At 32.5% G+C, this 14,840-nt stretch carries 10 protein-coding genes; 6 read left to right on the plus strand and 4 right to left on the minus strand.

What is annotated here, in order from left to right; genetic code table 11:
• Positions 1 to 28: 28 nt before the first annotated feature.
• The 4 genes from DK442_RS00295 to ppk1 all read left to right on the plus strand — a co-directional run bounded on the left by DK442_RS00295 (position 29) and on the right by ppk1 (position 6,020).
• Positions 29 to 1,639, plus strand: coding sequence for a glutamate synthase-related protein (locus DK442_RS00295; RefSeq protein ID WP_109433845.1), 1,611 nt, complete (start codon positions 29 to 31; stop codon positions 1,637 to 1,639).
• Between the two features lie 41 nt (positions 1,640 to 1,680).
• Entirely contained in the window at positions 1,681 to 2,430 is a 750-nt protein-coding gene (locus DK442_RS00300) for a hypothetical protein (protein WP_109433846.1), read from the plus strand.
• Between the two features lie 184 nt (positions 2,431 to 2,614).
• A complete protein-coding gene (locus DK442_RS00305; RefSeq protein ID WP_109433847.1) occupies positions 2,615 to 3,856 on the plus strand; it encodes a sodium:proton antiporter in 1,242 nt (413 codons plus the stop codon).
• A gap of 148 nt (positions 3,857 to 4,004) precedes the next feature.
• On the plus strand, positions 4,005 to 6,020 hold the full coding sequence (gene ppk1 / locus DK442_RS00310) for a polyphosphate kinase 1 (RefSeq protein WP_109433848.1): 2,016 nt from the start codon (positions 4,005 to 4,007) through the stop codon (positions 6,018 to 6,020).
• A 167-nt stretch (positions 6,021 to 6,187) separates the two neighbouring features.
• On the opposite strand, the gene DK442_RS00315 is transcribed toward ppk1, so the two are convergent.
• Complete coding sequence (locus DK442_RS00315) at positions 6,188 to 6,874, minus strand: Crp/Fnr family transcriptional regulator (RefSeq protein WP_109433849.1); 687 nt, start codon at positions 6,872 to 6,874, stop codon at positions 6,188 to 6,190.
• 425 nt (positions 6,875 to 7,299) lie between these two features.
• On the opposite strand from DK442_RS00315, the gene DK442_RS00320 reads away from it, so the two are divergent.
• Positions 7,300 to 8,211: a hypothetical protein gene (locus DK442_RS00320; RefSeq protein ID WP_109433850.1), complete on the plus strand. Its 912-nt coding sequence runs from the start codon at positions 7,300 to 7,302 to the stop codon at positions 8,209 to 8,211.
• A gap of 162 nt (positions 8,212 to 8,373) precedes the next feature.
• On the opposite strand, the gene DK442_RS00325 is transcribed toward DK442_RS00320, so the two are convergent.
• The 3 genes from DK442_RS00325 to DK442_RS00335 form a co-directional block, all read right to left on the minus strand.
• Entirely contained in the window at positions 8,374 to 9,642 is a 1,269-nt protein-coding gene (locus DK442_RS00325; protein ID WP_109433851.1) for a S41 family peptidase, read from the minus strand.
• A 71-nt stretch (positions 9,643 to 9,713) separates the two neighbouring features.
• Positions 9,714 to 10,580: an RNA polymerase sigma factor gene (locus DK442_RS00330; RefSeq protein WP_109433852.1), complete on the minus strand. Its 867-nt coding sequence runs from the start codon at positions 10,578 to 10,580 to the stop codon at positions 9,714 to 9,716.
• A 71-nt stretch (positions 10,581 to 10,651) separates the two neighbouring features.
• The gene (locus tag DK442_RS00335) at positions 10,652 to 11,143 is read right to left on the minus strand and encodes a DUF4440 domain-containing protein (RefSeq protein WP_160113993.1); all 492 of its coding nucleotides are present in this window, start codon (positions 11,141 to 11,143) and stop codon (positions 10,652 to 10,654) included.
• Positions 11,144 to 11,350: 207 nt separating this feature from the next.
• Here DK442_RS00335 and DK442_RS00340 point away from each other — a divergent pair, with 207 nt between their 5' ends.
• Positions 11,351 to 14,773, plus strand: a complete 3,423-nt coding sequence (locus DK442_RS00340) for an amidohydrolase family protein (protein ID WP_109433854.1) — start codon at positions 11,351 to 11,353, stop codon at positions 14,771 to 14,773.
• The last annotated feature ends 67 nt before the right edge of the window (positions 14,774 to 14,840 follow it).

The following is a 14,840-nucleotide window of genomic DNA, read 5'->3' on the forward strand; positions in this document are numbered from 1 at the left end:
ATGATCATAAAACAATAAAAATATACTTATGAAAAAACCTGTCGCAATTGCACAACTAAGCAATTTAGAAAACAAAAAACCAGCTCATGCCCTGGTAAATGGATTAGATCTAGTTATTGTGAAATTTGACAAAGAAATTTCTGTATTATACGGGAGGTGCTTACACCGTGGCGCATTAATGGCAGATGGACATGTGGATGGACATAACCTTATCTGTGGAGTTCACGGCTGGGATTATCGTTACGATACTGGTGTTTCTGAGTATAATAATAATGAAGTTTTATATAAATTCAATACTAAAATAGAAGGTGATACACTTTATGTAGATGAAGTAGAAATTGACGCTTATCTTAAAGATGCGCCACAACCTTTTAATAGAGATGAATACCTTGGTGCTTATGCTGATACTCACCCAGAAGAAACAGAACCATATACAGGTTATATTAAAGAATTAGCCAAAAATGGTCTAAAAAACTTAGGACATCATGGTTTTTCGGCATCTATGGGAGTAGACCGAAATACGTTACCCAAATGGAATGATATTCAATTTTTACCAGCACAATTAGCGAGCAGACCTTTATTAGACCATGAAGATGTTGATACAAAAGTAGTGATTGGTCCTAATGCTAAAAAACCACTTTCTATTGACATACCCTTGTTTGTAAGTGATATGAGCTTTGGAGCACTTTCTCGAGAAGCAAAAATTGCACTATCCAGAGGTGCTGAAATGGCAGGTACAGGCATTTGTTCTGGAGAAGGTGGAATGTTACCCCAGGAACAAGAAAACAACACTAAATACTTCTATGAACTCGCCTCTGCCCAATTTGGTTTTTCATGGGATAAACTCGATAAAGTACAAGCATTTCATTTTAAAGGGGGACAAGGAGCAAAAACCGGAACAGGTGGACATTTACCAGGAAACAAAGTAAGTAAAGAAATTGCAGAAGTTAGAGGATTACAGCAAGGAGAAACCGCAATTTCTCCTGCTACCTTTCCCAATTTTCATGGAGTAAAAGATTTTAAAGCTTTTGCAGATGAAGTACGCGAACGGACTGGTGGTATCCCTATTGGTTTTAAGATTGCTGCCAGCCATATCGAAAAAGACATTCAATTTGCTTTAGATGTTGGTGTCGATTACATTATTCTGGATGGTCGTGGTGGTGGAACAGGTTCTGCCCCTACCATTCTAAGGGACAATATAAATGTTCCCACCATTCCTGCCTTAGCAAGAGCAAGAAAATATCTAGATAAAGTAGGAGCTACAAATATTACCCTAATCATAACAGGTGGTTTACGAATTGCAGAAGATTTTGCAAAAGCAATGATGTTAGGTGCAGATGCAATTGCAGTATCTAATTCTGCTTTACAAGCTATCGGTTGTTTAGGAATGAGAGCCTGTGGTAGTAATAATTGTCCGGTAGGTATTGCTACGCAAAAAGAATCTTTGAGAAGTAGGTTAATCATAGAGTCATCTGCTAAACAATTACATAATTATTTTGATGCGACCAATGACCTTATAAAGGTAATTGCTAGAGCTTGCGGATATGATGATATTTCAAAATTTAATCCTGATGACCTTTCTACTTTTGATTACGATATGTACAGGTTAACAGGGATTAATTATGCAGGTGTTCTTTAAATCAATCCAAAAACAAAATACTGACTTAAAAAAAACAAGATATGACTACTCAAATGCATTTGGCTGCTCAATATTTAGCCGCCGCCGGAATAAGTTTTTTAGAAAAGAAAGATGATGATAGCCATACAAATCTAGGGTTTTCTGCAGAAGAAGGGAGTATGTTTACACATCCTTTAAACTCAGAAGGCGACTCTTTATCTCTTAGTTATCAAAATTTTAGTTTGGATTGGAATTCTAATATTTCAAAAACTTCATTAAAATTAGATGGCACTACTCATGACGAAATTGTACAATGGATTACACAAAAAGCTGTAGAAGCGAACATTAAACAACCATTTAAGTATGATCTCCATTATGAATTACCCTACCCCACTATTACCAATGATTTTACTTTCAAATTAACCAATGTAAGTAGGCTAAGAGAATTGACAGGCTTTCGAGTATTAGCACAACTTACTTTAGAAACATTCTTAGAAAATCAGCAATTGCAATCAGACATTAGGATTTGGCCTCATCATTTTGATATTGGCGCCTTTGCTTCATTAAAAGATAAAACAGGATTTGCCATAGGTATAGGCTTAGCAATTCCTGACACAATGATTGATGACTATTATTTCTATATCAGTGCATACAAAGGTCATGATGGAGTGAATACTTTAGGCTTAAAAACATTAACCCATGGCGAGTGGAGAAATGATGGTTTTAAAGGAGCTATCTTACCCATAACTGGTGTTGATGAAATAACAGTTTCTACATTTTTTGATGAAGCTATTAACGCATTCAAAAAGTAAATTGGTATATCCCGATAACCATAATATAATTAACTATATCTAAGCAAAACCCATTAAAAAATATTCTATTAAAAAAAGAACGATTGTCAAATTAGAAGATTGGTATCAATTACGAATTGATACTAAAAACATCAAAGATCTAAATATCCATTCAAAAATATACTAATGTAAAACCTTAGAAAACATGTTACAATCCTTTAGCATTATTTTTGCCATAGCCGCTTTCTTTAATTTTGTGAATTATAAATGGCTTAAACTACCAACTACAATTGGTTTAATGTTGATGAGTCTGGCAACAGTTGTAATTATAACGTTAAGCAAAAGTATTGTTCCTGGGTTTTATATGTTCTTTTGTGATATTGTAACAAACTCTGATTTTAGGTCATTACTCCTTGATGGAATTTTGAGTTTCCTTCTTTTTGCAGGAGCACTACATGTTAATATTGATGAACTAACTAAAGAAAAATGGCCTATTCTTTTATTTGCTACACTTGGAGTATTAATATCTACTTTTATTGTTGGAGGCTTAACGTACGGCATTGCACAACTAATTAGCGTAGATTTACCTTTTTTACATGCTTTACTTTTTGGAGCATTGATTTCCCCAACCGATCCAATTGCAGTAATGGCGATTCTTAAAAAAGCAAATATTGCCAAAAGCCTAAGTATTAAAATTGAAGGAGAATCATTATTTAATGATGGAATCGGAGTTGTTGTTTTCTCAGGGATTTTAATTCTAACAGGAATGGAAGGACATCATGAAGAAGGTTCGGTTGGTCTTGAAATTGGGAAATTGTTTCTTGAAGAAGCTATAGGTGGAATTCTTTATGGAGGATTACTCGGTTTTATTGGATATCATTCCATCAAATCAGTAAAAGAAAATCCCCAGCTAGCCGTAATGATAAGTTTAGCGATTGTGTTAGGAGGATATGCATTTGCATCCCTAATTCATGTTTCTGGACCTTTGGCAATGGTCATTGCCGGTATGATCATCGGAAACAAATTAAATATTGCTACCAACAAAGGTGCTACAAGAAAAATGATTAATGAAATTTGGGAGGTGCTCGATGATGTTTTTAATGGTATTTTGTTTGTACTAATAGGGCTAGCCATACATCTTTTAAAATTTGATGCTAATCATTTGATTCTTGGTGTTCTGGCAATCTTAATTGTACTAATTTCGAGATTTATATCTGTTTTTGTCCCTTATTCTTTATTAAAGCATGTTGAGAGTAGCCCATTAAAGACAGTTACAATATTAACTTGGGGAGGATTACGAGGAGGAATTTCTATAGCATTAGCATTAAGTCTAACAGATAATGCATCTTCAGAAGTAATTCTGTATATTACCTATGTTGTTGTTTTGTTTTCTATAATTATACAAGGACTTAGTATAGGAAAATTGGTTAAGAAAATTTATACTTAAAAAACATATTTCTTTACCTAAAAATAACTTAAATCTAATTTTGGGTTTCATCATTTATGAAAGTATGATGTTACATTGTTTCGAAAATAGAATTCAATTACTTCTTTTTTTCAAGTGTAGGGTCGGTTTAAAATTTTAAATATAAAAAATGTCATTAATATCAAAGAAATACTACAATAGGGATCTTTCCTGGTTGCGTTTTAATCATAGGGTATTACAAGAAGCAGAAGACAAGAATAATCCTTTATATGAACGTATTAAATTCCTTGCTATTTTTTCTTCAAACCTGGATGAATTCTTTAAAGTACGAGTTTCAGACATTAGAAAAATAAAAAAACTCGATAAATCATTACGTAAAAAACTAATTACAAAACCCAATAAACTTTTAAAGCAAATCAAAAAACAGGTTCACATTCAGCAAGAAGAATTTGGAAACCTATTTACCAATCATATTCTTCCTGAACTCAAAAAAGAAGGAATTGAATTAATACGCTACGAAGATTTCACATCATCCCAGAAAGAATTTGCTGAGCACTATTATCAAGAGAATCTTAAGAATAAACTTACTCTGAATATCAATACAGAACGAGAAGATAAAAAGGTTTTTATTGAAAACGAACAACTGTACTTAACTGCGTTATTAGAGAATAAAGAACTAATCATTGTCAAAATTCCTTCAGACACTTCAAGATTTGTTACGTTTCCAAATCAGAATAATACTCATTACATCGCTTTTGTGGATGATATTTTAAAGTATAGTCTTGCCAAATTTTATATCCAAAAAGAAATTTCTGCTTTTCATTTAATAAAAATCTCTCGCGACGCAGAGTTATATATTGACAACGAATACTCTGGAAATTTATTAACTAAAATTAAAGATTCCCTTGGCAACAGAGATACGGGGCAAGTCACTAGACTTTTAATAGATGATACCATGCCTATAGAACTATTAAATCTCATCAAGGATGTTTTGGATGTTAATGAAACTGATATTCTATATGGAGGAAGATATCATAATTTCAAAGATTTTTTTGGTTTTCCTAACCCTACTCAAAAAAATCTTTCAGAAAATGAATTAATTCCGGTACAGAATCATGAGCTTCAAAAAATTCCAAATATATTTGATGCTATCACAAAAAAAGATAGGGTATTTTATTACCCTTATGAATCTTTTGATGATGTTCTACGTTTAGCACAACAAGCTTCTCTCGATGAAAATGTTACTAAAATCAAGGTGACTTTATACAGAATTGCCAAACAATCCGGACTCGCTGATGCTTTACTTACTGCAGCAAAAAATGGAAAAGATGTTTTTGTTTTTATAGAAACAAAAGCGCGGTTTGATGAAGAAAATAACATACGTTGGGGACAAGTTTTAGAAGATCACGGAGCAAAAGTAATGTATAGCTATCCGGGAATTAAAGTCCATTCAAAAATACTATTGATAGAACGCTTAGAAAATAAGGTTCAAAAAACTTATGGCTATATTAGCACAGGTAATTTTAATGAAAAAACTGCCAAAATATATACCGATTTTGGGTTAATGACTGCAAATCCAAGTTTAACCTTAGAATTAAATCAGGTATTTCAATTATTGGAAGGTAAAGTTATCATTCCTAAGACAAAAAAACTACTAGTTTCTCCTTTTACAACAAGAAGTACATTTGAAAAATTAATAGAAACCGAAATAAAAAATGCAAAGGAAGGGAAAGAAGCTTATATCATATTAAAGCTAAACAGTCTTCAGGATCATAAAATGATAGACTTATTGTATGAAGCTAATAACGCTGGAGTTAGGATAAGACTTATTGTACGAGGAATTTGCTGTCTGGTTCCTGGGATTGAAGGACAAAGTGAACATATATATATTACCAGTATTGTAGATCGTTTTCTGGAACATGGAAGAGTATGCATATTTGCAAATGAAGGGAATGAGAAAATGTATATGGGTTCTGCCGATTGGATGACTCGCAATTTGGATCACAGAATCGAAGTCATAACACCAATACTCGATAAAGATGTATATTCAAGAATAAGAAAAATGATTCAGTTTCAATTGGATGATACAATAAAAGCTAGAATTATAGATCAAGATCAGAAGAACAATTATGTAACTTCATCTACAAATCACAGAGCACAATTGGAAACAATATCAGGAATTTAAGTCATACAAAAATGAGTCAAAAAAGAAGAAAGGATAAAAAAACAAAATTCTTGGTCAGGAGCTAAACATTGATAAAGACGAATCAAAGGATTTGAAAGAAAATTATCCAAATCGCTTCCTTTTTTTGAAGAATATTTTGAGTAACTTTTATTACACTCTTATTGTGTTTATATAACATTAATTATTGCAATTAATTTTTTCATGTCTTTAACCGTTATTGTACTTTCCTTAATTTCAATCGCTTCTTCTTCTTTTAAGTCATGTAAAACTCTAACTAAAGATTCGATCGATGTTCCTACAATATTACTATGATCTCTTCTAGATAATTTAAAGCTATTATTATCATCAAAGAATTCTTCCAACTTTATAATGGACAATGCTGTTCTTTCTCTAACATTATACTGAGCCATAATTTTAGAATTATTTACAAATACTCCAAACTCATGGCTAATATTTTTTAATAAACAATCCATCATATGACGATTATCCTTTATGATAGAAAGAAAAATGTTTTTAGGAATCAAAAAGAAGGAACAATCTGTCAAACAACCTGCAGAATGAGAATACATCTCTTCACATAACAAATTATGATGACCTAAAATTCCATTTTCTTTAACCAAATGAAAAATATGTTCTTTTCCATTTAATCCTGTAGCATATTTTTTTACTTTACCTGTTTTTAGAATATATACTCCTGTAGGAATTGAGGCCTCGTGGAATAAAACCTGCCCCTTTTTAAGATTAAGAACAGTTTTACTTTCTTCAAACTTAGCCATCACTTCGTCTGGAAAATTTTGTAAAAAAGATTCATTAACAAAAGAATATCGCTTATGGGGGAAAAGGATATTGATCATGGGGTAAAGCAATTAAAACATGTCTGTACGTTAACGTACTATATTTAAATAAATTTTAATGTTCTCTTAAAATTAAGGAATTATTATGATAAATTAACTTAAACAATTAACTTTTCTTTAATATCACCCTTTAAAACAATCAATTTAACAATTGATATTTATCAACTAGTCTATTGATTAATTTAGGATATCAGATCATAATAAGTAAATATCTTTGAGCAAACTAACCATCCTAAATTATAGCCTCTTCGCATTGACACACTTCTACAACTCCTAAACATTAAAACATAGTATTTAAGAACTAAAAAAATCTTGTTTGAGATTAACTATGATACACTTCTAAAATTAAGATTAGTTAATATCAAATCCAGCAAAAATATTCAGATTTTTTTTATATTTAATTTTATTAACCAGCACACAAACCAATGACACAATCATCTAACCTACAACAAAAAATAATTACGATTTTAAAAGCATCTACTTTCTTAATTTTCTTAGGAAGAGCATATCAACATATGGTATGGGATCCTCCTTATCGAACATTTTTGTGGGATGAAGCCATCTTAAAAGGCTTTGTCGAAAGTGTTTTTGGAGTATCATGGAATGAGTATGTTACCAGTCTTTCGGCGGCAAGTTCTATTTCTTTATCCATAAAGATCATAGGAGTCTTTTACCTCCTATGTGCTGTCGTTACCCTACTAATAAAGCCAGGCATGAAAAAAGTTGGTAAACTTTTTTTATTAGGAGGTAGTATAGGTCTTTTTATTTTGGCTGTATTGTATTGTAAAGAGAAATTTTTTCATGTTGGCCAATTGTTTGAATATACAATTCAATTTTTGAGTCCGGTATTACTTTATATGGCAGTGTTTACTTCTATAGAGGTTAAAAAAATACGTATGATCGCACTTATCGCAATAGCACTTACATTTAGTTGTCATGGATTGTATGCCATAGGATATTACCCCAGACCAGGGAGTTTTGTTGATATGACAATTAATACATTACCTATTAGTGAACCCAGTGCTCATGCAATGCTTAAAATTGCTGGTATTATTGACTTTCTAATTGCTATTACAATTTTCATCCCAAGATTATCCTATCCTTCATTGTTGTATGCTTTTATATGGGGAGGGTTAACCGCTATAGCTCGTTTGACCGGACATTTTCATGTTGATTTTCTAGGGAATACTTTTAGTCAATGGACATGGGAAGTGATTATCAGGCTACCTCATGCATTAATTCCATTGTTTGTAATCGTAGTAGATCGACCTAATTCGCGTTTTTTTAAATACCTAAAGATGATACATTATAGAAAAAAACCTCAAACTGCTCTATAAAATCTGCTTTAATATCTTCATTTAAAGAATAAAGCAAATGGCTTATATAAAAACGGTCTGAAATTATTTTTAGGCTGCTTTTTCACATACTAAAACAACAAGACTATTTTTTTACAAATTCCATAGTATTCTTTATTTTAAAATATTATAAATTCCTAATTGTTACTTTTTGTTGGTTGTGTTTCTTTTATTTATATCCTTAAGTACCCAATCCATAACCTCATCTACTCCATTTTTATAGTTGTTCCATTTAGGAGTGAATAACACATCTGGTTGTACTCCAGCAGTATTTTTTTCCTGAAAACGAAATAGATGCTTTGAATATGTAACTATCAAATTAGAATTAGGAAGTTTAAATTGACCCAAATCCTGATAACTATATGGGTTACCTCCAGTAGGTTCTCCTACAATTTTGGCATTCAGAATTTGTCTAAACTGCACTGCATTGGCCATTGCTGCAGAATATGTAAATCGATCAGTCAAAGTATAAACACCAGATGTCCAATTAATAGATTCTGCTATGATTAAATACTCTGCAAGTTTTAATCCAAGAAAAGTATTTCCGCCATAATTCTCTCTTACATCAATAATTAAATTTTCAGCAGAACTACTATTTATAAAGTCCAATATATTTTCTGAAAATGCCTGCATTTCATCATAAGGTGGATATCTTCTGAATTTTATATACACTGTTTTTTTATCTTCCAAAAGAGTAAACCAAAGATTTTCCATTTTGGCAGAAGTAGGTCGATTCACCTTAGGATTCTTAAAAGATATTACCTCTGTAAGTGCTTCTGTCATCTTTTCACTAGGAATAGCTTCTATATCTATTGTTTCAAGTTTATCAATATCATCAGCAAACACAAATGATGCTTTTTTAAGATCTTTTGTGACGTTAAATGCATGAAGAATTTCTGAAACCATAATATAACTACAGGTTCTCTGCATTAAGGATTGTTTGTTTTCTACAAATGGAGCTATTGCAGAAGTTTTCTTTACAACCTCTTCTATATCAGTTTTATTTATGCGTATGAGTTTCTTTCCCAATAAATGTTGATATTTTTTGCTTGTCTTTAGCACTCTTAATTCATTTCCAAAGTCAAATAATTCTAGAGGGTATTTATGTCGTTTAGTATCCCAAAGTGGCATAGCCGTATGCCCATCACTTTGACCATTTCCAATTCTTCGAGTCAATTTCATAAGTTCAACAATTACTTGAAAATGTGTCAAATCAGAAATTTGATCTTTGATTTTTTGTATTTCGATATCAAAATCTTTTTTGCTTATTGTATGATATATATCAATATGTTTTTCCTGCAATGTTTTTTGATAGAAATCAATATCTTCTATCCATTCTTTAACATTAGCTTTTTGTGAATAGGAAATAAATACAAAACCAAAACTTAGAATAATCGTTGTTAATAACCTCATAGAAATATTTTTTATTACATCTACAGATGTAAAGATGATAAATTCATCAAGGTGTTACACTTATTTAACATTTATTCAAAATTAAAAGTTTGCCTAACCGCTTTAGTTGATAATAGTTTTTTTACACTTAGTACATCTGTTGGTGTTTTCAAAAAAGGGTGTTCTTGATATATTTTTTGATATTCAGAGACAACTTCATCTTTATAACGTTCGACTTTTTTTTCGACTATTTTGTTGATACTGTTAATTGTATTTTTCTGAAAATGTAGGTTAACCGGATCAACAAATCCCATTTTTATAAACCCTGCTGTTTTTCTTGCACATCGGCAAGGGTTATTTTTATTGATCAATCCGCATTTATTATTCATAAAATTATATAATTGTTCTTTTGCGCGATGTAACTTCACTCTAAAATTTACTTTAGATATTTCCATAATTTCACTTCCAACTCTATCTGAAAATTCAAACAACTCTCCTATAATAAAAATCATTCGTTGTTCGCGGTCCAGACAGAGAAGCATGCCTTTCATACAGCTTATTTTTGCTTCTTTTATTAGTAGTTTATTTTCTGTAGCATAAGAGTAATTATTTAATGATTCATCAGGTAAATTGTCAATCCCTTGTCCGAATTGTTCAAAAGTCAATGTATTTCTCTCATGTTTTCCTCTTTTTATATTAAGAAAATGATTCTTAGTTATTCTAAAAAGCCAAGTTCTAAACGCACTTTTTCTCTGAAAAGATGAAAGATTTGTAATTACTTTTATCAAAACTTCCTGCATTATATCTAAAGCTTCTTCTCTATCTCCAATAAAAGTCAAAGCAACATTGTAAATCCAATCCTGATGCTTCTTGATGAGTTTTTCTAAAGCCACTTTATCTCCATTGATAGATTTTTCAATAAGGAAGTAATCTTGATCATGCTTTTTGTTATCATTCATAATATTTGTTTTTCAATAAAGGGATATAGCCTAAGATGAATCACTTAGGCTATAATATAATCATTAAAACTTTATTTTTTATTCATTAGAAACTGTCCATGAGGATTATCAAAAACCATTAACCAATCTCCATTAGGTTGTTTTCTTAATACCGCTACAGATAAACCAGTTTGTACAACTTCTTTCCCATCAGGTGTTCTTCCCTTCATCTCCCAGGGAGAAAAATGAATCGCAGTATCTCCATTAATAAATACTTCATGTCCATCATATTCAAATTTGGGATTCAATGTAAATGCCCCCTGAAACATCTGTCTAATAACCGAAGGATCCGAAACAGGCTGTTCTGGCTCAAAAACAATTAGAGCTTCTGATTCATAACTAGACATCACACCTTCTATATCTTTATTATGAAATGCAGCTGTCATGTTTTTGATTGCATTTAATACATTTTTTTGTTCTACAGTAAAATTTGTTTGTTCCATGTCATTTTTGTTTTGAGCTTTAGTAATTATAGTCATAGAAATTGCTATGACCATTGTTAGAATTAATCTTGTTTTACACATAGTGTCTTTGTTTTTTTGGTTTAGACACATCTCATAAATGACTGTTACAGTAAATTAGATATTTTTAAAATTTTAGCTCAAAGAAAAATACAAAGCATGATATTATATATAACAAAACTTTATGATAGTCAACGTTAAAGCAGAAATACAGCGCATTAGTTTATTATCTATATTTACTTATTCAAATAAATTCAACATTCTCAATCAATGAAATCGCACATCTTTCTTAGAGTTACTTCTCTATTTCTATTTTTAAGCACTTTTATCGGCATTTCTCAAAACAAAAAAAAAGAAAAGGATACTATAAAAAAGGCTACTAAAGAACTTCCTTTGGAGCCTACCCGTACCATATCATTTACCACAAACAAGGGAACATGGATTTCTTTAGATGTGAGTCCCGATGGAAAAACTATCGTATTTGATCTTATGGGTGATATTTACACCATTCCCATTACCGGTGGTAAAGCAAACCAAGTTACTAGTGGGATGTCCTATGACGTGCATCCCAGATATAGTCCTGATGGTAAATCATTAGTTTTCATCTCTGACAAAAGTGGTTCTGATAATATTTGGACTTTAGATCTTACGTCCAAAGAAGATAAACAGATCACTAAAGAAGAAAAGCATAATTTCTTTTCTGCAGAATGGACTCCAGATGGAGAGTATATTGTAGGCGGTAAAGGGCGAAGAAATATTAAACTTCATATTTACCATAAAGAAGGTGGCTCCGGAAGTCAATTGTTTGAAAAACCAAAAGATATAAAAGCTATTGATCCTGCCTTTAGCGCAGATGGAAAATTGCTTTATTTTTCTAGACGTAAAGGTTCCTGGAACTATAATGCCCAGTTACCACAATATCAAATTGGAACTTACGACATGGAAGATGGTGATATGGCGGTGGTAACCTCCAGATATGGTTCTGCTTTTACTCCCACTTTATCTAATGATGGAAATTGGTTAGTATATGGTACACGTTTTGAGCAGGAAACTGGATTGGTATTACGCAATTTAAAAACAGGAGAAGAACGCTGGTTAGCATACCCCGTTCAACGTGATGAACAAGAATCCATAGCTCCATTAGGAGTGTTACCTGCAATGTCTTTTACTCCTGACAATAAAAATCTCGTTACTTCATATGGCGGAAAAATATACTCTATCTCTTTGGCTAATAATACAGCCAAAGAAATTCCTTTTCAAGTTGATGTCAAACTTGACTTAGGGCCTCAGTTAGCTTTCAAATATCCTATTAAAGATAACAAAAGTGCCTTAGTTACTCAAATACGTGACGCTAAGCCTTCTCCAGATGGTTCCAGACTTGCATTTACTGCTTTAAATAGATTGTATGTAATGAATTTACCCAATGGTACTCCCAGACGTTTGACCACAAATAATTATACAGAGGCACAGCCTACATGGTCTCCAGACGGGAAACACATTGTTTTCACCACTTGGAAAAAAGGAGGAGGTCATTTATTCAAAATTAATGTTGATGGTCGTGCGCAACCTACTCAATTGACAAGAGAGCCTGGTATTTATACCAACCCCTCCTGGTCATATTCTGCAAACCGAATTGCATTTCACAGGGGATCAGCACAAACTTATGATGATGCATTTAATCCATTTTCAAGTCGGGCTCAGGAAGATTTAGTATGGATAGATAGTAATGGAGGTGTCATTAATTTTATTGATAAAACCAAAGGAAGGCAAGATCCTCATTTTACCAAAATAGATAACCGCATATATTTAAATCATAATGAAAAAGGGTTAATCTCTATTCGTTGGGACGGATCTGATGAAAAAGAACATTTAAAATTAACCGGAATCACCACATATGGCTCTCAGGATATTTTTGGGAAAGATCATCACGATGCTATGAGTGCAAATGCATTACCTTCATCAGAAGAAGGATGGCGTGATAAAAGTAAAGCTTCTAAACCATCAGAAATACAAATTTCGCCTGACGGAAAAACTGCACTGGCACTAATTAATAACGACATCTATACTGTGCTTATTCCTCGATATGGGAAAACACCTTCAATTTCATTAGCAAAAGCAGATGGTGCTGCATTCCCTGCGATGAAACTAACAATAATAGGAGGAGAATTTCCTGTTTGGTCCTCAGACAGTAAAAAAGTACACTGGTCTTTAGGAGCTAGTCATTTTAGATATGATGTTGAAGCAGGAAAAAAGTTCAATGATAGCTTGGTGGCTGCCAAAAAAAAGGAAGAAGAACTTAAAAAAGCCGAAAAAAAATCAGATTCTACAAAAACTGATAAAAATGATAGCAAAGAAGATAAAGACAAAAAGAAGGATCCAAAATTTGAAGCAAAAGAATTTAAAATAAAAGTAAACTATGAGAAGGATATTCCAAAAGGCACCTTACTTTTAAAAGGAGGGCGTATCATAACTATGAACGGAAATGAAGTCATTGATAACGGAGATATTCTTATAGAAAACAACAGAATTAAAGCTATTGGCACGTCTGGAAGTTTAACCGTATCAGGGGATACCAAAATCATTGATGTTTCTGGCAAAACACTAATACCAGGATTTATAGATACCCATGCACATATGTGGCCATATTGGGGTGTACATAAAAATCAAGTCTGGATGTACTCTGCTAATCTAGCCTATGGTGTAACTACAACAAGGGACCCTCAGACAGGTACAACAGATGTACTCACGTATTCGGACATGGTAGAATCAGGGATGATTCACGGCCCTCGAGTATATAGCACTGGTCCCGGTGTTGGGTATTGGAAATATAAAATAGAAAGTTTGGACCATGCCAAGGAGGTACTAAAACAATATAGTGAATACTATAATACCAAAAGTATTAAAATGTACCTGGTAGGTAATCGCAAACAAAGACAATGGATTATGATGGCTGCCAAAGAATTAAAGTTAATGCCAACTACCGAAGGAGGTTTAGACTTTAAGTTAAATATGACTCAATTATTAGATGGATATCCTGGCCATGAACACTCATTACCCATTTATCCGATTTATAAAGATGTAGTAAAAACAATTGCAGATTCAAAAATGGCAGTCACACCAACATTATTAGTATCCTATGGTGGACCTTGGGCAGAAAATTATTATTACTCTCGTGAAAATGTTTGGGGAGATCAAAAAATACAATATTTTACTCCATACGAAGAATTAGCGCAAAAGTCTAGAAGAAGACCCGGTTGGTTCATGGACGAAGAACATATTTTTAAAAAACATGCAGAATTCATGAAAGATCTGGTCGAAGCTGGTGGATTGGCTGGTGTAGGGAGTCATGGACAACTCCAAGGTCTAGGTTTTCATTGGGAGTTGTGGTCTGTCCAGAGCGGAGGAATGAAAAATCATGATGCTCTTAAGGTAGCCACGGCACTCGGTGCCGAAGCTTTAGGATTAGATACCGATTTAGGAAGTCTGGAAAAAGGAAAACTAGCTGACATCCTGATTCTTTCAAAGAATCCATTAGAAAACATACGCAATACGAATACGCTTACTCATGTAATTAAAAATGGTAGGGTATACAATGCTGACACTCTGGATGAAGTTTGGCCAAAAGAACAAAAAGCAGAAATTTTTCATTGGCAAACCAAAAAACCTAAAGGAATACCAGGTATCAAAAAGTAAATAATTCCAATTCAATAAGATATAGATTTAAAAAAAGCGTTCAAGAAATTGAACGCTTTTTTTTATA

The organism is Aquimarina sp. AU119 (assembly GCF_900312735.1).
Classification (GTDB): Bacteria; Bacteroidota; Bacteroidia; order Flavobacteriales; family Flavobacteriaceae; genus Aquimarina; species Aquimarina algiphila.

Coding starts and splice junctions, on each gene's coding strand:
- DK442_RS00295 (WP_109433845.1), top strand. CDS start 29: ATGAAAAAACCTGTCGCAATTGCACAACTAAGCAATTTAGAAAACAAA.
- DK442_RS00330 (WP_109433852.1), bottom strand. CDS start 10,580: ATGAATGATAACAAAAAGCATGATCAAGATTACTTCCTTATTGAAAAA.
- DK442_RS00315 (WP_109433849.1), bottom strand. CDS start 6,874: ATGATCAATATCCTTTTCCCCCATAAGCGATATTCTTTTGTTAATGAA.
- DK442_RS00340 (WP_109433854.1), top strand. CDS start 11,351: ATGAAATCGCACATCTTTCTTAGAGTTACTTCTCTATTTCTATTTTTA.
- DK442_RS00325 (WP_109433851.1), bottom strand. CDS start 9,642: ATGAGGTTATTAACAACGATTATTCTAAGTTTTGGTTTTGTATTTATT.
- DK442_RS00320 (WP_109433850.1), top strand. CDS start 7,300: ATGACACAATCATCTAACCTACAACAAAAAATAATTACGATTTTAAAA.
- DK442_RS00300 (WP_109433846.1), top strand. CDS start 1,681: ATGACTACTCAAATGCATTTGGCTGCTCAATATTTAGCCGCCGCCGGA.
- DK442_RS00335 (WP_160113993.1), bottom strand. CDS start 11,143: ATGTGTAAAACAAGATTAATTCTAACAATGGTCATAGCAATTTCTATG.
- ppk1 (WP_109433848.1), top strand. CDS start 4,005: ATGTCATTAATATCAAAGAAATACTACAATAGGGATCTTTCCTGGTTG.
- DK442_RS00305 (WP_109433847.1), top strand. CDS start 2,615: ATGTTACAATCCTTTAGCATTATTTTTGCCATAGCCGCTTTCTTTAAT.